Source organism: Carnobacterium mobile DSM 4848, assembly GCF_000744825.1.
Taxonomy (GTDB): Bacteria; Bacillota; Bacilli; order Lactobacillales; family Carnobacteriaceae; genus Carnobacterium_A; species Carnobacterium_A mobile.
Map to the genome: position 1 here is coordinate 2534300 of NZ_JQMR01000001.1, position 19106 is coordinate 2553405.

At 37.1% G+C, this 19106-nt stretch carries 17 protein-coding genes and 2 pseudogenes; 16 read left to right on the forward strand and 3 right to left on the reverse strand.

What is annotated here, in order from left to right; genetic code table 11:
* Positions 1-731 precede the first annotated feature (731 nt).
* The 5 genes and pseudogenes from BR87_RS11920 to BR87_RS13400 form a co-directional block, all read left to right on the forward strand.
* On the forward strand, positions 732-1376 hold the full coding sequence (locus BR87_RS11920; protein WP_211249990.1) for a phosphoribosyltransferase: 645 nt from the start codon (positions 732-734) through the stop codon (positions 1374-1376).
* 20 nt (positions 1377-1396) lie between these two features.
* Complete coding sequence (locus BR87_RS11925) at positions 1397-1813, forward strand: VOC family protein (protein WP_035032559.1); 417 nt, start codon at positions 1397-1399, stop codon at positions 1811-1813.
* A gap of 169 nt (positions 1814-1982) precedes the next feature.
* Positions 1983-3392 (forward strand): ISLre2 family transposase, encoded by a 1410-nt coding sequence (locus BR87_RS11930; RefSeq protein ID WP_035027845.1) that lies wholly within the window; start codon positions 1983-1985, stop codon positions 3390-3392.
* Between the two features lie 242 nt (positions 3393-3634).
* On the forward strand, positions 3635-4177 hold the full coding sequence (locus tag BR87_RS11935; RefSeq protein ID WP_035032562.1) for a hypothetical protein: 543 nt from the start codon (positions 3635-3637) through the stop codon (positions 4175-4177).
* A gap of 1090 nt (positions 4178-5267) precedes the next feature.
* Positions 5268-5357, forward strand: a pseudogene (locus BR87_RS13400) (SEC-C metal-binding domain-containing protein); the annotation flags it as partial.
* A gap of 61 nt (positions 5358-5418) precedes the next feature.
* On the opposite strand, the gene BR87_RS11945 reads toward BR87_RS13400, so the two are convergent.
* Together BR87_RS11945 and BR87_RS11950 are read right to left on the reverse strand one after the other, a co-directional pair.
* Positions 5419-6234: a Cof-type HAD-IIB family hydrolase gene (locus BR87_RS11945; protein ID WP_035032564.1), complete on the reverse strand. Its 816-nt coding sequence runs from the start codon at positions 6232-6234 to the stop codon at positions 5419-5421.
* Positions 6235-6350: 116 nt separating this feature from the next.
* Positions 6351-7700 carry an MATE family efflux transporter gene (locus BR87_RS11950; protein ID WP_035032567.1) on the reverse strand — a complete coding sequence of 450 codons (1350 nt, stop codon included), beginning with the start codon at positions 7698-7700 and terminating at the stop codon, positions 6351-6353.
* 320 nt (positions 7701-8020) lie between these two features.
* Here BR87_RS11950 and BR87_RS11955 point away from each other — a divergent pair, with 320 nt between their 5' ends.
* The 6 genes from BR87_RS11955 (at position 8021) to BR87_RS13540 (ending at position 14197) form a co-directional block, all read left to right on the forward strand.
* Positions 8021-9271, forward strand: coding sequence for a mechanosensitive ion channel (locus tag BR87_RS11955; RefSeq protein WP_035032570.1), 1251 nt, complete (start codon positions 8021-8023; stop codon positions 9269-9271).
* A gap of 651 nt (positions 9272-9922) precedes the next feature.
* Positions 9923-11404: a DUF1538 domain-containing protein gene (locus BR87_RS11960; RefSeq protein ID WP_035032573.1), complete on the forward strand. Its 1482-nt coding sequence runs from the start codon at positions 9923-9925 to the stop codon at positions 11402-11404.
* A gap of 1 nt (position 11405) precedes the next feature.
* A complete protein-coding gene (locus BR87_RS11965; protein ID WP_035032576.1) occupies positions 11406-12074 on the forward strand; it encodes a P-II family nitrogen regulator in 669 nt (222 codons plus the stop codon).
* Positions 12075-12230: 156 nt separating this feature from the next.
* Positions 12231-13358 carry a carbohydrate kinase gene (locus BR87_RS11970; protein ID WP_051929876.1) on the forward strand — a complete coding sequence of 376 codons (1128 nt, stop codon included), beginning with the start codon at positions 12231-12233 and terminating at the stop codon, positions 13356-13358.
* A 63-nt stretch (positions 13359-13421) separates the two neighbouring features.
* A complete protein-coding gene (locus tag BR87_RS11975; protein WP_051929878.1) occupies positions 13422-13844 on the forward strand; it encodes a signal peptidase I in 423 nt (140 codons plus the stop codon).
* A 218-nt stretch (positions 13845-14062) separates the two neighbouring features.
* On the forward strand, positions 14063-14197 hold the full coding sequence (locus tag BR87_RS13540) for a hypothetical protein (protein WP_280512175.1): 135 nt from the start codon (positions 14063-14065) through the stop codon (positions 14195-14197).
* A 119-nt stretch (positions 14198-14316) separates the two neighbouring features.
* Here BR87_RS13540 and BR87_RS11980 read toward each other — a convergent pair whose 3' ends face one another.
* Entirely contained in the window at positions 14317-14541 is a 225-nt protein-coding gene (locus tag BR87_RS11980; RefSeq protein WP_035032579.1) for a hypothetical protein, read from the reverse strand.
* A gap of 136 nt (positions 14542-14677) precedes the next feature.
* Here BR87_RS11980 and BR87_RS11985 point away from each other — a divergent pair, with 136 nt between their 5' ends.
* The 5 genes and pseudogenes from BR87_RS11985 to BR87_RS12000 all read left to right on the forward strand — a co-directional run.
* Positions 14678-15523 carry a metallophosphoesterase gene (locus BR87_RS11985; protein WP_035032582.1) on the forward strand — a complete coding sequence of 282 codons (846 nt, stop codon included), beginning with the start codon at positions 14678-14680 and terminating at the stop codon, positions 15521-15523.
* 451 nt (positions 15524-15974) lie between these two features.
* Positions 15975-16598 carry an aldo/keto reductase gene (locus tag BR87_RS13545; protein WP_280512177.1) on the forward strand — a complete coding sequence of 208 codons (624 nt, stop codon included), beginning with the start codon at positions 15975-15977 and terminating at the stop codon, positions 16596-16598.
* The gene (locus BR87_RS13550) at positions 16592-16852 is read left to right on the forward strand and encodes an aldo/keto reductase (RefSeq protein WP_280512178.1); all 261 of its coding nucleotides are present in this window, start codon (positions 16592-16594) and stop codon (positions 16850-16852) included. The genes BR87_RS13545 and BR87_RS13550 overlap by 7 nt, the downstream gene beginning before the upstream one ends.
* Positions 16853-17612: 760 nt before the next feature.
* Positions 17613-18278 carry a helix-turn-helix domain-containing protein gene (locus tag BR87_RS11995; protein ID WP_035032586.1) on the forward strand — a complete coding sequence of 222 codons (666 nt, stop codon included), beginning with the start codon at positions 17613-17615 and terminating at the stop codon, positions 18276-18278.
* Positions 18279-18675: 397 nt separating this feature from the next.
* A pseudogene (locus BR87_RS12000) lies at positions 18676-19106 on the forward strand (hypothetical protein); the annotation flags it as partial.

Genomic DNA, 19106 nt, shown 5'->3' on the forward strand with positions numbered 1-19106 from the left:
ATAAAAAAGATAAGCAAATAAAATGATTGTTGTGTTAAGGATAACTTCGCCTAATGAAGCTGAAACTGAAAAATTTTGCGTTTTTGATCATTCGAGAGTTTGCCTGACTTAACTGCCTAAGTTTTAACTAGTTAGGGCACGTAAAAGGAGTTTGCCTTCCCTAACTAGCTAGGTTTTAACTAGTTAAGGCACGTAAAGTGAATTTGCGTGACTTAACGATAGGAATTTCTACAAGTTAAGTCACTTAAAGTGATTTATAGGTAGCATCATTTGGGCTTATGTACCGTATCAATAAAAATTAACATGCGATATGGTACTTAAAAGAGGTTTATGTACCGTATCAATAAAAATTAGCATACGATATGGTACTTAAAAGAGGTTTACCTACCATATCGATAAAAACTTAGGCACGATATGGTACTTAAAAGGTATTTCATAAATTCAAAACCTAAAGTACCAGTAATGAAACCTTGCTCCGCAAGCTCAAAAAATATTTTTAAAAATAAAACAAGAAAGGACTGACTTTATCTTTTAAATACCTAAAAATGTTTAATTTTATAAGAAGTGGTGCTGGTAAGTATTTCCTGGTAGGTATTTCATTGGGAAACTGTTCAATAAAATGAAGGCAATAATGAAAGAAAGTTGTAATTTTTTGCTCATTTGAAGAAAAACGGTATACTTAAGGCAAGTAAAATGAATGCGATTTCAGTAATGCGTTTAGGAAAGAAGGGATGTCAGAAATGAAGTTTTATGATCGGACAGAAGCAGGGATGTTATTAGCTAAAGAATTGACCTTTGAACCCAATGAAGACGTTGTGGTCATCGCTTTACCAAGAGGAGGGGTGCCTGTCGGAGCTGAAATTGCTAAAGCTTTGCATGTTCCGTTAGATATGGTCATTACCTGGAAAATCGGAGCACCTGATAATCCAGAATATGCGATTGGAGCGATCGCTGAAAATGCTGAACCCTTTTTAAATTTGCATGAAACGAATGTGTTAAGTGAAGAATGGCTTACACAAGAAGTTGCCAGAGGGCGTAAAGAAATTGAGCGGCGACAAGAAATGTATTTTGAAAACCATGCTCGCCAATCTATAAAAGGAAAAACTGTTATTTTAGTGGATGACGGCATTGCAACGGGTTATACGATTATGGCTGCCATTGCTGAAATCCAAAGGCAACAACCTAAAAAACTGATATTGGCTGTACCCGTTATTCCAAAAGAAATGGTGTTGCAGTTGCGGACAAAAGTTGATGAAATCGTCGCTCTTAAAATACCTGATTTTTATCTAGGTGCTGTAGGAGCTTATTATGAAGAATTTCATCAATTATCAGATATGGAAGTAAGGCAGTTAGTGTACGAATCCAGACCATACTAAATGAAAAGAGGTGAATAAGGATGGCTCCGCAAGTAAAAAGTATTTTTATTAACTTGCCGGTAGAGGATTTGACTAAAAGCGTGGATTTTTTCTCGCGATTAGGCTTTGATTTTGATCCTCTTTATACAGATGAAAATGCCAGTTGTCTCATTCTCAAAGAAGGTGTCTTTGTGACATTGATCCTTAAAGACTATTTCAAAAGCTATACAGGCAAAGAAGTGCCTGATGCAGCCACCGAAACAGAAGTCATGGTCACATTAGTAGCAGCAAAAAAGAACTTAGTCATTGAATTTTTGGAAAAGGCCCTTGCCCTCGGCGCAACTGAACAAAAAGTAGAGAATACAGAAAAGTACATTTATTACCGACGTTTCACTGATTTAGATGGCCATTTATGGGAACTGCTTTATTATGATGCATCAGAAATGATTTACCAATAATAAACATATCAGCCGAAAGATAAGCCAAAGAAGCAATGGACTCATTGCTTTCTTGTATGTGTAAAATAGTTCTCGAGATATTATTATTTTTTACTGGCAAAAAGAAAGAAGGCGTTCTATCATAAATGTATGCTTGACCGGCAAATACATAATTGAAAGAGGCCTTCTTATGAATAAGATTATATCAAAGGTTTACCAAATAATAAAGGATTCAAACAATTTAATAGAGACAGAAGAAGCTATTCAGGTTTATATGTATGAAGTATTTTCTGAATTAGTGGGAGATGTCTTCACTCATATCAATCAGGTGATCAAAGAGGAGAAACAACTTGAAGGTTGGAAAGTGAAACGAGAAGATTGGAAAACGGTCCAATTTATTTTCGGTCCCGTTCGGTACTATCGTACCTTAATGGTAGATCACACGGATCAGAATCATTATCCACTAGATGAGTGGTTAGGCATTCGAAAATATCAGCGTCATAGTCCATTAGTAGAAGTAAAAGTGGCTGAGTTGGCGAGTAAAGCTACTTATCGAGATACTGCAACTATGCTAAATGAATGGACGGCTGTCACAATCAGCCACCAAACAGTTGGCAGTCTTCTTAAACGCGTTGGATCAGCACAAGCACGTGAAGATGAAGAAAGCGTATTGGAGCTAGAAGAAGCAGCTGAATTACCAGAAGGGAAAAAAGTGGACTATTTCTATGCCGAAGCGGATGGCGTTTTTGTTCGTGGAACAGAAAAGAAAAAAAGCTTAGAAGTTCGTCATGCCATTCTTTACGAAGGCTGGAATAAAAACGGAAAACGCGTTTCCTTAAAGGAACCTAAAGCCATTATGACGACTAAAAAAACCGCTGGTTTTTGGGCAGAGGTTCAAGCCTTTACAGCGAATCATTATGCCTTACAACAAGCCCAAGTCATTACCAATAGTGACGGTGGACAAGGCTATACTGCAGATAGATTCCAAGAAGCTTTTTCTCAATCGAATTATCCCGTTCTCAATCAGCTAGACTCTTATCATGTCTTCCAAGGCTTGAATCGTGCATTTGGCGTGAAAACTAACGTTTTTAAACAGCAGGTCAAGCAAGCATTAAAGACGCATGATTTAGATCATTTAACTATTTGGCTGGATACGTATGAAAGTACGTTAGACGAAACAGCAGCAGTGGAAAAACTGAATACATTTAGAACCTATGTTTTACGGAATTGGGATCGGATTTTCGATTGGCGCGAAAAAGTAGAACAGGCTCCGAAAGGCGCCAGAGGATTAGGCGCAATGGAGTCGAATCAACGACACATCTCTTTTCGCATGAAAAAGCGAGGAATGCATTGGAGTGCAGAAGGTTGCGAAGCTATGGTAAAGGTAAAACAAGGGATGTTCAATCACACCTTGCGTGAAGACTATCTTCACCAACAAAATAGAAGTGCGAGACAACAACGCAAGCTGAACCAAACGGTTCGTTTATCGTCGTTATTGCATGAGAAAACACGGCAGTCAGTCGGGGCAAAGAATGGGATCATTCCATTGTATGCCTCTCGTTCATCGGCAATAGGACAATTAATTAAAAGTTTTCGTTAATTCCTGTCTTTTGGGAGAAGGTTCCTGGTTTTAGGAACGTTCTTCCAAAAGATGGGCCAGCAAGCGGCGGAGCCGTGCGGTAGCTGATGGGTGTACAAAAATAGAGTGCCTAAACTAGTGAAGGAATAGGACGCTCGAGAAAAACTTGACACAAACTGCTTTCTTGGCTTATTTTACTGAAAACAAAAAATGCGGTATGATAGAGTAAGCAAGAAACAGAATTGAAAGTAGGGGGAAGAAGTTTGTTCTCAACAGTAGAAAATTATTGGATTAAAGGAACGCCTAAAGAACAATTAATGGATTGTTTGACCGCATATAAAAAAGAAAATCTGCTGACGCTTGCTGAAAACCAGCTTATGCCAATGAAAAAAAGTCATACAAAAAGCAAAATCGCAACAGCACTAGCTGAACAACTAAGACACAACTTTAAAATAACTGTTGACCAGTTAACAGAAACGGAACGGCACATTTTAACAGCTTATGCCTCAGGTAATTTGCCAGAAGAACTAACGGAACCGCAACAAGCAGCCCAAGCAACATTAGTAGCAATAGGGTATGTGTATTTGTTTAAAGAAAATCAGCAAATCACACCGATTGTGCCCAAAGAGCTGGCTGAACAACTGCTTGAAAATGAGTCTGAAAAAGATACAGACAACTGGTTTTTAACGACAAAAACCACGGTGGAAACAATCTATGGCCGATGTGAATTATCCCATCTAGTAACGGCTTGGAATCAACATGCTTCTCAGCCTATCACCATGAGCGAAGCCGCCAAATTCGTTTAAGCAACGGTAAATAAATCATCACCAACTCAATAGGATAATTAGAATAAGGAGAACTAAAATGAATGAAACAGCTTTACAAACACCTTTATCAACTCGTACAGGTTTAGTAGAATTACTGCAAACCGTTAAAAAAGATACGATGCTGGAAATTGCAGCAAAAAATAATTTAACAGTCAAAAAAAGCCAGACAAAAGCGAAAATTGCAGCAGAGTTGGCTGAACAAATGCCGACCAGCTTTACCCGTTATTTATCATCTGCCAATCAAACATGCATCCAGCTGTTAGAGAGTCTGATAGGACAAAATGAGACGATTTCATTTGAAGCAGCAAGAGATAATGGGGAAGCATTAGATAGTTTAATGGCTTACGGCTACCTCTATCTGGATAAAAACAAGCAAAAGAATGCAACGCCAATTGTACCGGATGAATTGAGTAAGACGTTCATTGAATTAAAAAATAACTCATCTTTTATAGAAGAACAAAGAAAAAATCAACTTTTCTGTTCTTACATAATAGCGTTGTTGCATCTATATGGAGTCTATGATTTAACTCAATTGGTAACTGTATGGAATTTCCATCAAAAAGAAGCAATAACGGTAGCAGCAGCTGAAGAGTGGCTTGAAAAAATAGAACAGCAGCAAACAGCTTTTTATTTTAACAGTCCATTGATTATCGACAGTTCTTTTGTAGATGAAAAAGAAGCGAAGCTGTTTTATGAAAATTTAGCTTCGCGACAAGTTCCTTATTATATGCCATCAGTTGATGAGTTAGCGGTCTATGCCAGTCACATTATTGCCATCGATTCACCGAATTACCTAAATATACAACAGTATATTCATGCAAAAAATTATGATCTATTTACTGAAAGAAACATCATGGACGAAATTTCGAAGGCAGCCGTTGTCGGCTTAAAAGCAGATAAGCTGTATCCAAAAGTAGCAGCGGCGGGGCTTGAGTTTACTGTAGAAGAAGATGTGCTGGCTTTTGTTCAATTGTTCAAAGAGCTGGCGGAGCAGACGAGAAAATGGAGCTTTAGAGGCTGGAAGTTTGTCGAGTTGAACGAGTTTCAAGAAGAAACAAAAGTTAAAAAACAACAGCCGATAATGGTAAAAAAAGTTGGTCGTAATGAACCTTGTCCATGCGGCAGCGGTAAAAAATATAAAAAATGCCACGGAAGCTGATTTAGTGAAAGAAAAGCATAAAAAGTAGTGTGATTCCATCAAGGAAACCACACTACTTTTTTTATTCATCTTGTTCTAATACGTATTTGTTGATAGCGGCAGCTACACCGTTTTGGTTGTTTGAAGCTGTTACGTCATCTGCAATATGCAAAACAGCGCGATCTGCATTTTCCATGGCTACGCTTTTTCCAGCAAAAGCCAACATAGATAAATCATTTTCATGATCTCCGATAGCTAAAACATCCAGCGGATCCACGCCTAAACGTTCACACAAGGCTTTCAATGCATTGCCTTTGCTGGCTGTACTATTTAAAATTTCAAAGAAATTAGGACCGCTTTTAATGGCATGGAATTTCGAGAAAAAGTCTTTTGGCAATTTTTTTATACTGCTGTCTAACTTGTTTTTTTCTTCACTGAAGATAGCTTTCGAAGGAATAAAATGTTCCGGCAAATCATAAGCATTGCGGTAATACAAAGGCGTATTATTATAATAAGCTTCTTGTACAGTATATTTGCCAATGTGTTGATTAGGGGTATAAATAGAATGCTCATCATCAAAATGAACCGAGCAGCCGATGCGTTCACTTATTTGGTATAAATAAACTAAATCGTCTTTTGTCAAATTCACTCGCGATAACGTCGTATGCATTTTAGCATCTTTAACCAAAGCGCCATTAAAACAAATTGCGTAATCTACATATTGATTACCTAAATCATGTACCACTTTTACAATACCGTCATAAGAACGTTCCGTACACAGTACAATTTTTGAACCTCGTTTTTTTGCTTTTCTGACAGCTTCTATGACTTCTTCTGTCAGTTCTTTACGATCTGTCAACAATGTCCCGTTAACATCAAGGGCAATCAATTTATACATATTTTTCCCTCACCATCATTTCAATTTTTGAAGCGAATCACTTTCGCTCAGCGTCTCCATAATAGTACACAATCATAAAATTTTCAATGAAATCTCACTGAGCGCAAGGTGAAAACTTAAAGTAATTCTTTTTTTGATCTGGACAATTTCTTTTGGATAAAGAAAAAGGTAACCAAAAAGGCTAGCACATCTGCCAATGGTACGGCAGCATAAATTCCGTAAAGGCCAAAAATAGAAGAAAGAATCAAGATTAATGGAACTAAGAAAATCAATTGTCGAGCTAAGTTCAAGAAACTAGCCAGCCGGACTTCTCCGACAGCTTGAAAGTAGTTGGACCAAACAATTTGCAAACCGACAAGTGGGAAACCAAGTGTCCAAATACGAATTGCTTTGATGCCCAAAGCAACAACGGCAGTCTCTTGGTTAAACAAAGTAATGACAAATTCAGGGAAAAACTGAATGATCAAAAAACCAGTAGTGGTGATCAAAAATCCAATCATACTGCCTATTTTAAGTGCTTGTTTTACGCGGTCAATGCGGCCAGCACCGGTATTGTAACTAACGATTGGCTGCAAACCTTGTGTTAACCCAGAGATCGACATGATGATCAATGTAACGGCACTGGTCACAATTCCTGCTACTGAAATGGCGACATCGCCTCCATATTTAACAAGAGAAGCATTAATAACGACATTTAGAAGACTATTGGCGATTTGCAGAAGGAAAGCTGGAATACCAGTAGTTAAAATTTCTTTTACATAAGATAACTTCAATTTCATATTGACGAACATCAAACGGACATTGCTGCGTTTGCCTAAAAAGTAAGACAGCTGCCAAATAACAGATAAAAATTGTCCGCCGATTGTAGCATAAGCTGCTCCCTTCATTCCCCAGCCTGATTGAATGATCAAAATGTAATCAAAAATAATATTGAAACCTGCTCCGATCATCATACTGATCATGGAAATACGCGGGTTTCCATCAGCTCTGGAAAAGTTATTCATACACATGGCCAAACATTGGAAAACAGCACCGTATAAAATAATACTCAAGTAGTCATTCGCATAAGGCAATACGGCTTCACTAGCCCCAATATTTCTTAAAATCGGTTCAATAAAGATGTTTCCTAGAACCGTAAACGTCAGGCCGGCGATAATCGCTAATGCAACTCCATTGCCTAAATAATGTTGGGCTTTTTCTGTTTCTTTCCGACCAAGACTAATCGAAAAGCGGGTCGCACCTCCAACGCCGACCATCAAACCAAAAGCGATCATCACTAAGGTGACCGGATAGGTAATAGAAGCTGCAGCTAATCCCAATGAACCTAGATCAGGAGCATTGCCAATAAAGATTCGGTCAACAATATTGTAGACAGCATTGACAAACATACCAATGATGGCAGGGAGGGAAAACTCTAGCAATAAAGTTGAAATTTTTTCTGTTTCTAATCGATTGTTATTCGGCATAGGTTACCTTCTTTCTAAAGTTAATTAACAGAATAATAGCTGGGGATGGTAGTTTAAGATAGCTTTCAATCTTTACCATAGCAATCGGTTTAAGGCAAGTCAACTGTGCTAAACTGTTTTTTACAGAGTAGGGCGGTCTTATCCTGCTTTTCTTAGATAAAAGCGAACACTACTTTTACTAAGCTTAAATCTAGTTTAAAAAAGCTCCACATTTTAATAAATTTTCAAAAAAAAAGGCTTATCATTTTAAGTAAATCCGAACTTAGGCTATACTAAGCTGTGTAAAGAATAAAAAAATATAAATGAAGGAGATGTTATTCATGAACGATTTTTCAAATTCAGTCAGTACAGGATTCAATTCATTCATGGGATTCTTACCGACACTGTTAGGTGCCATTGCCCTATTAGTTGTAGCTTGGGTCCTAGCAGTTCTAGTCCGTAAAGCAGCGCAAAAAGGACTAAAAGCAGCAGGTTTTGGCCGACTTTTAACGAAATGGGGGTTAACCAATTCAGATGAACAAGCTAACAGTACCATCGATTCAATTGGAAAAGTGCTTTACTACTTGGTCTGGTTGATTTTCTTACCAGGCATTCTAGGTATGCTGGGACTAAATGCTATTTCTACGCCAATTACAAATATGCTTAATTCTGTTTTAACTTTCTTACCGAAATTATTCGCAGCAGCTGTTATCTTGGCGATTGGGATCTTTGTTGGCCGATTTGTTAAAAACTTAGTCTATAATTTATTGATCACGGTCAATATTGACAAATGGATCTCTAAAATGACGAGTTCAGATGCAGCAACTCAAGAAGCAGCACCTTCTCAAAATCAAAAAATGACCATTGCTAAAGTATTGGCAAACGTGGTTTATATCATTATTTTAGTTCCTGTTATCACAGTAGCACTTGAAACCCTGCAAATCCGTAGTATCGCTGAACCGATTATTATGGTTCTAAATCAAGTACTAGCCGCTATACCAAATATCATCGTAGCTGTTATCTTAATTGGCGTCGGTGTGATTTTAGCAAAATTTGTTGGAGATTTGATCACTGGTTTATTACAAGGTACAGGTATCAACAAATTAAATAGATACCTTACAACGCCAGGAAAAGTTTCTTCTTCAATGGACTTGGCAAATGTTATTGGACAAGTGATCCAAGCTGTTTTAATCGTCTTCTTCGTTGTAGAAGCTTTAAATGTTTTAAACTTAGAAGTACTGAACACTATTGGGCAAGCTGTCATTGCTTACTTGCCATTGGTCATCAGCGCATTGTTGATTCTAGGCATTGGTATCATTGGGGGAACAATATTAGGAAACTTTATCTCTCAAACAACTGGAAGCCGTATGTCAGGTAATATCGTCAAATATATTTTGATTGTCATGTCTGTCTTTATGGGATTAGACCAATTGAAATTTGCAACAAGCATTGTAAACTTTGCTTTCTTGCTGATTCTTGGTGGATTATCTGTAGCTTTTGCTATCTCATTTGGGATCGGCGGACGCGAATTTGCTAAACGCCAATTAGAACGTTTAGAAACCAAAATGGAAAAAGAAGAAAAAACAAAATAAAGGATGCGAAGTGATCCTGATAGACACACAGCAATTTTAGGAAATTTTCAAGCAAGAGCATCCTGCGCATTGCTGAAAGTTATCTAAATTGCCAAGTGTCTGGGTCACGCAGCTCAACTAAGAACAGGATGCGAAGTGATCCTGATAGACACACAAACAAAGCAGCTGTTTTGTTTTACAGATTTTAAATTATGCAATAAAAATAAAGCTGGTTTTCCTTTTGGGAAAGCCAGCTTTATTTTTTTGTTTTATTATTTTTGGGTTCGGTAAGAAAAATGAATCTATTCTACAGTCTTGAAATTTTTGGAGGAATAGCGGCTGCTTGCAAGCAGATACGATTAACAAGAACTTTTTTTGAAACTCATCCGTTATTAACTCTAAATAGGCAAGTTAAAGTTTTTTGGCCGCTGACTTGTCTATCAAGGACCATTTTACCATCGGACATAAAAAATAAATTTTTAGTAAGTAAACACCTTTAGATGATTCAATAATCTATTTATATGGTAAAGTATAATTAGGAATAAAAAGGACGTGCCTAGATGCTTTTTAGCACCAGGAAAAATGAACAAGGTTGTTTTGACCAAAATAATTAGGAGGGCGGATTGATTTTACAGAATACTAATACTAATATAGAAAGGAATTGTTTTTTATTTGAATATACTGACAGAAAAATTTAAAGAAGTTTCGTTATCTGTTTTGCCGATCGTGGCAATCGTATTTATTTTGCACTTCACTATTGCACCTTTAGAAACAAGTCTTTTATTGAGATTTTTAGTAGGCGCTTTATTTATTATTTTAGGATTGGCTATCTTTTTATTGGGTACCGATATTGGCATTACACCAATAGGAACTCAAATGGGAAAAGGTGTCGCCAAGAGTAATAAAGTCTGGGTCGTTATTATTGCTGGTTTAGCACTTGGTTTTTTCATTTCAATCGCTGAACCGGACTTGCATATTTTAGCGAACCAAATTGCAACAGTAACGAATGGAGTCATTACAAATACCAGTATTTTAATTTTTGTTTCCATTGGGATTGCTGTGATGGTAACAATTGGCTTACTTCGCATTGTATATAATATCCCCTTATATAAGTTGTTAACGGGTATTTACCTTCTCATTTTTGTTTTAGCGCTATTCACATCTAATGAATTTTTATCTTTGGCATTTGATGCGTCAGGTGCAACAACTGGGGCGTTAACGGTTCCCTTTATGCTGGCTCTGGCATTGGGGATAGCCTCATTAAAGAAAGTCGGAAAAACGTCGGAAGAAGATAGTTTCGGTTTAGTTGCCATTGCTTCATCAGGGGCAATTATTGCCGTGATGTTAATGAATATTTTCGGCGGGCAAAATGAAATGTCCGGTAGTTTAGAGGTGGATCCAGGTGGTTCATCGGCTATTATTCAGCCGTTTCTTGCTCAATTGCCGACTATTTCTGGTGAAATATTTATAGCCCTCTTTCCAATCGTAACAATTTTTCTGATTTACAATTTTTTATCGTTAAAGCTTTCCAAAAAACGATTAAATAAAATCCTAAAAGGAGTTTTATATGTTTTTGTTGGATTGGTTTTATTCTTGACTGGTGTCAATGCTGGATTTATGGAAGTAGGAAATGTAGTCGGATATACTATAGCTTCACTGGATAATCGATTCTATGTACTCTTAGTCGCTTTTGTGTTAGGATTAGTGACGATCTTAGCTGAACCAGCTGTATATGTTTTAACTCACCAAATCGAAGAAGTAACGCACGGATATGTTAAACGAAAATTTATTTTATTAGCTTTATCCCTTGGTGTAGGGCTGGCGGTCTTATTATCCATGGTCCGTATTTTATTACCAGGATTGTTACTGTGGCATATGCTTTTACCGGGCTATATTATAGCTATCGGGTTAATGTACATTGTTCCTAAAATGTTCGTCGGAATGGCCTTTGATGCAGGAGGAGTAGCGTCTGGACCAATGACAGCGACGTTTATCCTAGCCTTTGTACAAGGAGCAGCAGAAGCCATTGAAGGAGCAGACGTATTGATGGATGGATTCGGAATGATTGCAATGGTGGCTATGATGCCGATTATCACATTGCAGCTTCTAGGATTGATTTTTAAACTGAAATCTAGAAAGGGCGGACTTCAATAGCATGGAAACGAACGTGATTGCAGGAATCAATTATGACATCCTTTGTTTTATTGTAAATGATGGAATGGGAAGCAAAGTGTTGAAATTGGGCAAACAGGATGGTGTATCGGGCGGAACCGTTTTTTATGGCTTCGGTACGATTAATAACAACGCCTTAAAAATGTTGGGCTTGGACGATATCCGTAAAGAAATCGTGATTTTAGCAGCTAAAAAAGAAGTTGCGGAACATGCACTTGAAGATTTATCCAAAAAACTTAAGCTGGAAAAACGCAATCATGGTATTGCATTTTCTATCCCAATTGTGAATCTTCTAGGAAATAGAAATTGTGTTTATTCACAAAATGCGAGCAGTAGAAAGGTTGATAATGTTATGCACCAAGCAATATTTACGATTGTGGATCATGGTCAAGCTGAACAAGTGATCGATGCTGCTGTTGCGGCTGGTTCGCAAGGTGGAACAGTGATTACAGGAAGAGGGTCCGGCAGTCACGAAACCAGTAAATTATTTTCAATGGACATTGAGCCTGAAAAGGAAATTGTGATGATTTTATCTGAAACTCATACAACAGATGCTATTGTAGCATCCATTAGTAATGCCATGGAAATTGAAAAGCCAGGAAATGGCGTATTATTTACAGTAGATGTGAATAATACTAAAGGGTTATTTTAATCCATTTTATACGAAAAAGGGTTCGCTACATTAAGTAGCCGAACCTTTTTTTAAATTAATGACTATTTGACAGAAAGCGTTTCAAAATCTATACTAAAATAATTGAATCAAGTGGTCTTTAAGAAAATAGGTATGTAAAGAAAGGGATGCAACGAAGTGAATTTGAATGAAAAAGAAAAGAAAATTCTAGCTGCCATTCGCAGAGACCCTTTTATCAGTCAACAAAAATTGGCTAATGAAATCAATTTATCCCGTTCAGCCACTGCTAATCTTATTTCGGGATTAGTTAAAAAAGACCGTTTGTTAGGGAAAGCTTATGTACTCAATGAGAAGAAGCCTGTAGTGTGTATTGGAGCAGCCAATATTGATCGTCGTTACTTATTAGAAGAAGAATTGATCCCTCATTCGACAAATGATGTTAAAGAACGTTCATCTGTTGGGGGTTGTGCACGTAGTATTGCTGAAAACCTTGGGCGGCTTGATATAGAAACAACCTTGCTTTCTATCGTCGGCAATGATGCTTGTTGGCAGCAAATCAAATCAGAATCGGAACATTTTATGGATATTTCGCAAGTTGATATTATGGAAAGTGGGACGACTGGAACGTTTATGGAAGTAGTGGGCGTTCAAGGAGAGATGGTTCTTGGGTTGGCGGACATGGATATTTACCATTCGATGACTCCGGAATGGCTGATCCGACACCTTTCTGTTTTAAAGCAGGCCGAGTATCTAGTAGCTGATTTAAATTTGCCGAAAGAAACGCTTGAATTTCTAATTGCCTTTAAAATAAAACACCAGATTCCGTTGATGCTTATTACTGTCTCCATCCCTAAAATGGAAAATATTCCTACTTGTTTAAAAGGTGTGGATCTATTGGTCACTAAACACGATGAAACAGCAGGATTCTTTAATGTTCCGGTGGACAGTCAAGCGGAATTAGAACAAGCTGCCTTAAGATGGCTCGATTTTGGGATGAAAAATGTGATCATCAATAAATATGACTCCTCAGCCATTTTTGTTACCGATAAAAAGAAATTATATTATTACGAAGATCAAAAGAATTTTGAAGAGCGTTACCATTGGGGTGTAAATGAAGCGTATTGTGCCGGTATGATTTATGCACATACACAAGACAAGCCTTTTTTTGAAGGAATATTAGCAGGATTAGCTAATGCCTATTATACTGCCAGAACTGTTCAGCTTATCCGTCCTAATTTATCAACCATGCAGTTAGAAGAAGATGTCCGAATATTTTCTAGAACCATTAAACATTATCAGTTATGATAGAACACTCTTAATCAAAAAGAAATTGAATGAGCGACTTTTTTAGCTTGTGGAGGAATAGATGTGAAAACGATAAAAACAATTCTTAATAGCGTTGCAACGCTGGTTGTCCTGCTCTTTGTAGGTATAGCAGCTGTCAGCTTCTTTTCAGCTCCGAAAGCAAGTGGTTTATTCGGTTATAAGAACTACACAGTTGTGAGCGGCAGTATGGAACCCGTATTGTCCCCAGGTGATTTTATTTTTGTAGAAATGAAACCATATCAGGCAGTAAAAGAAAAAGATTTGATTACTTTTTCGTCAAATGATGAAATCGTAACGCACCGGGTTGTCCGTAAATCAGCAGAATGGTTGACTGAACTGCTTATTTTACACAATCTACAAGCGAAAATTCAACAAGTGATTTTGGAGTATAAAGTGGGATTCCAGCACTATCAATTTGACTCCAAAGAAGATCAACTATTGACTAACATCAGCTACCGATCTTAAAAAATTAAAGATCGGCTTTTATAAGAACAAATGGTTAATAATAACATCTGTACTAAGTTCAGCGAATCTCCTGAAACCGGAAAGAGATGTTTTTATTTATTTCAAAAAGATAAAATTTCTAAAACTGACAATTAAAAGTGATAAACTGATTACATGGTTTAGAGATTCTCAAAGATACGGTTTAATAGGAACAAAATAAGTAGAAGAAAAGTGAGATCATGCTGAAGAAAGCGAGAATAGTAGTCATTATCGCTGTCCTTATATTGGTCGTTACGGCTGGTTCATTTTATTTAGGGGTGCGATTTGTTGACCGGTTGATGAAATCGCCTTGCCAAAACATGGAAGATATATAGACAAGACAGATTAGCCAATATAATGAGCCAGCCTGCTTTATTTGGAAAGGTAAAAGAATAAAAAAGAACCGTTGCTCTTCGTTAGCGGCAATGGTTCTTTGCATATGTTGTTTTCAAGCTTATTTGTCTTCAGTTGGATGTGGATTTTCTTCTTTTAATTCTTTCAATTTCTCAGGATCTTTAAATGGTTTGAAATCTTCTGCTTTCGGTTCTTCTTTTTCTTTATTTGTATCTGCTTGCTCTTCTATCAGCCCATCCAGATTCTCGTTATTTTTAAAAGCCTTTAATGCTGCTGCATCACGAATACTATTTTGATTTCCACTTTCCATTCCTGGATTATCCATTTGCTGTCACCCCTTTTTTCTTTTATTGTATCATGAATCAGATAAAAACGCTTTCCAGATGTTTTTATGTTAGAATAAATAGTAAGTCAGAATGTTGAAAAGAAGAAGGAAAGTTTATTTAGTTGGAGGAATTTTTATGTCAGGATGGAGTAGTTTTGGAATAATAGTAGGTTTGATTGTTTTATTAGTGATGTATTTGCTTGCACAGAACAAGTGGATACAAATCAAACATTTTCATGTAAGATTGCCTTATTCAGATAAAGGCTTAAGAGGTAAAAAAATTGTGCAATTATCGGATACCCATATACCGCGACAAGGAGTCTCGCTGCTGCAGCTCGTTAAGAAAGTAGCTGCTGAAAAACCTGACTTGATCGTGTTGACAGGAGACCTGATCGATGTACGCTATGATTTGCCAAAAGAGAAATTACAAAATTTCACTCAATCTTTGGTTTCAATCGCGCCCACTTATGCGGTTACTGGTAACCATGATTTCGGTAGTGGACGGCTGCAAGAATGGGAAGACGTTTTAACCAAAGCAGGAGTGCGTGTATTAATCGACGAAGCAGAATGGATCGATTTCGAACAAGCTGGTTTTGTTTTGATGGGCCTATCAGAAAAAGAAGATTTTGATCTTGCGCCGAAACCGATCCTTAGAGATGTCGTCTTAACAGAAGGTATGCAAAAACAGCCGAAAGTATTATTAGCGCATCACCCAGAATTTTTTGAAGAATATTTAATGGATTTGACCAGAGCACCCGATTTGATTTTGAGTGGTCATGCCCATGGCGGTCAGTTTCGCCTGCCGTTTATCGGCGGTCTTTTTTCTCCCGGTCAAGGGAAGTTTCCAAAATATACGGATGGCGTCTACTATGACCCTGAAATACCTGGGAAACGCATGATTGTTAGTCGAGGAATCGGCAACTCGACATTCCCGTTCCGTTTTAATAATCGTCCGGAAGTAGTCGTGGTCACATTAGATTAGCAAAGTTTTGTTGGTAGTCAGATTAATAAAAGAAGCAAACTGTATCCCTTGCTAGTCAAGCGGATGCAGTTTTTTTGGTGTATAGGAATGATAAGTTTTTGACCTTGCAATCCTAATCTGACCTTTTCGGTTTTACCGAAAAGCACCTAATTTTAAAAATCCTCTCCTTAATTGAGTTATCGTGACATAAAGATAGGAATTTTCGATGGTTATGTCACGCAAAGAGGTTTATCGTGACATAAGGACAAGAATTTTCCATCGATATGTCACGTAAAGAAGTTTATCGTGACATAAGACCGTCATCGCATCCTTGTTAAGTCACGCAAACCGTTTTTTAACCAAATCCAGATAAAAAAATTTTAAATTCTCCTTCAGGGTGTAAGTGTTTTCTTTTGAGTTTTGTAAAAGACTTCGTTAAACTAAAAGTAACACAAAGAGGAGCGTGATAACTATGGTAGAACGTTTATTAGATAGAATGCCTTTAAACAATGGTTATACTATACCAGGGATTGGTTTAGGAACAAGCGGCATGACAGGACAAGAAGCCGAAGATGCTGTGTTTTATGCTATCATGAAAGGTTATCGTTTAATTGATACAGCAGCTAGTTATGATAACGAAGAAGATATTGGAAAAGCTATCAACCGAGCTGTGAGCTCAGGGATTTCACGTGACGAAATCTTTGTTATTACAAAAATTTGGAAAACCGATATGGGATTCGACAAAGCTACACAATCCTTTGAAGACAGTTTGAAACGGCTAAATCAACCTTATGTAGATTTGCTTTTGATTCATTGGCCGGATAAAGATGACGAAGTGAATCTTGATACTTGGCGTGCGTTAGAAGAAATTTATGCATCGGGACGCGCAAGAGCTATTGGCGTTTCCAATTTTAAACGAGCTGATTTGGTACCTTTACTCAAAGAAGTCAAGGTAAGACCCGCTGTAAACCAATACGAAATTTATCCTGGTCATAGCGAACAGGATACCAATGATTTCTGTGATAGTGAAAATATGTTTCGATGGCGTATAGTCCAATTAAAAGAGGAAAAATCAGCAAAGAAAATAAATTGTTAACACTAGCTGAAAAGCACAATAAAACGCCTGAACAAATTGCATTACGCTGGAGTATTCAACGAGATGTGATTCCAATTCCAAAATCAAGTCACAAAGATCGGATCGCAGAAAACGCAGATGTCTTTGATTTCTTCTTAGCAGATGATGATATGAACCTATTGAATAATCTGGATGCTAATCCAAAAAACAAAAACCGGTTAAGAGACAACATGCCTGGTACAGTGGAACGTAAGAATAAAGGCCACAGAAGATAAGACAAAGCAACAAAACTTGCTTCTTTTTACAGTACCGTTGTTATTAAAAAAGGTAGGACAACTGTCCTGCCTTTTTTGTCGGCTTTTATTTATTTCAACAATTGCATATGGATAGGCAATTGTTGAAATGATAATCTGATTAGAAAGTGATATTCTTATTTATATCAATACACGAGGAGTGATGCCGTGGAAGACTTGAAAGGCAAGATCATCTTCAAATTTTTAAGGATTGAGGTCCTAACCGATTCTCTAGTTTCTGATGGCAGTTTTAATTAATATAGCGAGTCGTTAAAAATCAATCCAGCATGGCAGTAAAGTTTGTGAATAGAACGGCAAACGCCATTCGGCTTTAAATTAGGAAGGGCATGGAAACTTTACAATACAGTAAAAACCGCTACCTCTCCAAATAATCTAAATAAGACATCGCTTAGTTTGGCAGCATGCTACTCTTACATGGATTATTAGCTGGTTTTTTAGTACTTAAAAGAAACGTCCATCCCGCATAGATCTTTGTTTTCCTCTTTATCAGCATAGCCGTCATAAGCCAATCCTGTGCTTGATAAAACCACACATCCCCGCATCACTTCAATCAATAATATAGGCCCTCAAAGAACCGTCTAGGCACAGTTGACTAGCGGTTTTTTATGTACATAATTAAATGTAAGCGCTTTTATAATTAGGCAGTTCTTAGAAAAACTGGTATACTTTAATTATAAAGCAAGGAGAGAACATTAGTTTTTGGTAAGAAAGGAGAAAGAACATGGTATTAAATAAGTTGCTGGATGCTTCTAGTTCTAGACGGTTGCAATTAGTTGAAGTGTTGCTATCCGATGACACATGGTGGACCATTGACGAATTATCTCAACAATTGATGTGCTCAGGGCGCACGATTCGAGCGGACATTCAATATTACAATAGTAACTTGACCAGTGAAATCACCATTGAAACTTCTAAACAACGCGGCATAAAACTGACGACATCCAATGATTTCCAAATGGAAAAAATTTATCAACGGGCAATGGAAAACAGTTTGAATTTTCAAATTATCAAAAAACTATTTGAGCTGGATATCCCCAGCATAGAAGACTTAGCTGATCTATTATATACCAGTATCTCCTCCATTATCAGAAGTTTAAAACAAATTAACAGCTTTTTAGCAGAATATGATCTATGGATCCAATCAAAGCCGGTTAAAATCAGAGGCTCAGAAAAACAAATTCGTTATTTTTATAGTGTGTTTTTATGGGATTATTATTCTGCAGCATTTGATGAATTTCAACATCCCTTTCTTGAAATAGCCAACAAGTATATTTATCTACTTCAAGAAAAGGCAGAAGAAACGGCTTTATTCACCTTTGACTCAACACAAAACGGCTCTTTGGTTAGTGATTTGTTTAGAGCGGATAAAAAAAGGCTATGTCATTGAGGAAAATTATCAACTGCCTGCTTTTGAAGTAATCAAAATCAATCAACTATTCACTTCTCTCTCAGCAGAACTCCCATTTGCTATCCCTAAAAAAGATCGTAAATTTATGATCTACCTCTATCAAAATTTTTATTGGCAATTTTACATCGAACTATTAAGCTCCGATTCTTTACTAACAAAATTATACGAAAATATCAGAGATTTTTATTGAAACACTAAAGGAACGTACGGGGTATAAGTTAGAGAATCAAGAAGATATGATCGTCATACTAATGAGTTTTTACTTTTATCGTGGTTTATTTAAGGGCGGCAACCATATTTTTGCTTAACCGCAGTCGAAATTTATTAAACAGCCTTAAACCAACCTTTTACTGTTTTTCCTAGAGTTGTCCAAGATGTGTTAAATAAAGGACCCGACAATAGTTGGACACGTAAAGCCAAAGAAAATGACGAAGAAATTATTTTCATGATGATTACCTCTTGGAAAGACCTCACTTCACAAGTTATTCAAGAAAAAGAACGTATCCAATTGGTCGTCATGTCTCAACAAGGGTGGCGGCATGAGTTGTTTTTGATAGATCTTTTAGCATCAAGGTATCCTTTTGTCTTAAAGAGTTATGCTTTTACTGAAGCAATCCATCAAGAAGAGAACATTCAAATGATTTTAACCGATTGCCAAGTAGAGTTGACAAAAAGATGGGTAGCACCGGATATTAAAGTGATTGGGATCGAAACCGTACCGAGTCGGCGTGATTGGAAAAAAATCCAGCAAGAGATCGACACGATTTTACTTAATCAGCAAACGCGCGTCTGTGATGGAGCAGAAGG

What these genes read in the sequence shown, in the direction of transcription:
- BR87_RS11920 (WP_211249990.1), top strand. Translation starts at nt 732, where the DNA reads ATGTCAGAAATGAAGTTTTATGATCGGACAGAAGCAGGGATGTTATTA.
- BR87_RS11925 (WP_035032559.1), top strand. Translation starts at nt 1,397, where the DNA reads ATGGCTCCGCAAGTAAAAAGTATTTTTATTAACTTGCCGGTAGAGGAT.
- BR87_RS11930 (WP_035027845.1), top strand. Translation starts at nt 1,983, where the DNA reads ATGAATAAGATTATATCAAAGGTTTACCAAATAATAAAGGATTCAAAC.
- BR87_RS11945 (WP_035032564.1), bottom strand. Translation starts at nt 6,234, where the DNA reads ATGTATAAATTGATTGCCCTTGATGTTAACGGGACATTGTTGACAGAT.
- BR87_RS11950 (WP_035032567.1), bottom strand. Translation starts at nt 7,700, where the DNA reads ATGCCGAATAACAATCGATTAGAAACAGAAAAAATTTCAACTTTATTG.
- BR87_RS11955 (WP_035032570.1), top strand. Translation starts at nt 8,021, where the DNA reads ATGAACGATTTTTCAAATTCAGTCAGTACAGGATTCAATTCATTCATG.
- BR87_RS11965 (WP_035032576.1), top strand. Translation starts at nt 11,406, where the DNA reads ATGGAAACGAACGTGATTGCAGGAATCAATTATGACATCCTTTGTTTT.
- BR87_RS13540 (WP_280512175.1), top strand. Translation starts at nt 14,063, where the DNA reads ATGCTGAAGAAAGCGAGAATAGTAGTCATTATCGCTGTCCTTATATTG.
- BR87_RS11980 (WP_035032579.1), bottom strand. Translation starts at nt 14,541, where the DNA reads ATGGATAATCCAGGAATGGAAAGTGGAAATCAAAATAGTATTCGTGAT.
- BR87_RS11985 (WP_035032582.1), top strand. Translation starts at nt 14,678, where the DNA reads ATGTCAGGATGGAGTAGTTTTGGAATAATAGTAGGTTTGATTGTTTTA.
- BR87_RS13545 (WP_280512177.1), top strand. Translation starts at nt 15,975, where the DNA reads ATGGTAGAACGTTTATTAGATAGAATGCCTTTAAACAATGGTTATACT.
- BR87_RS11995 (WP_035032586.1), top strand. Translation starts at nt 17,613, where the DNA reads ATGGTATTAAATAAGTTGCTGGATGCTTCTAGTTCTAGACGGTTGCAA.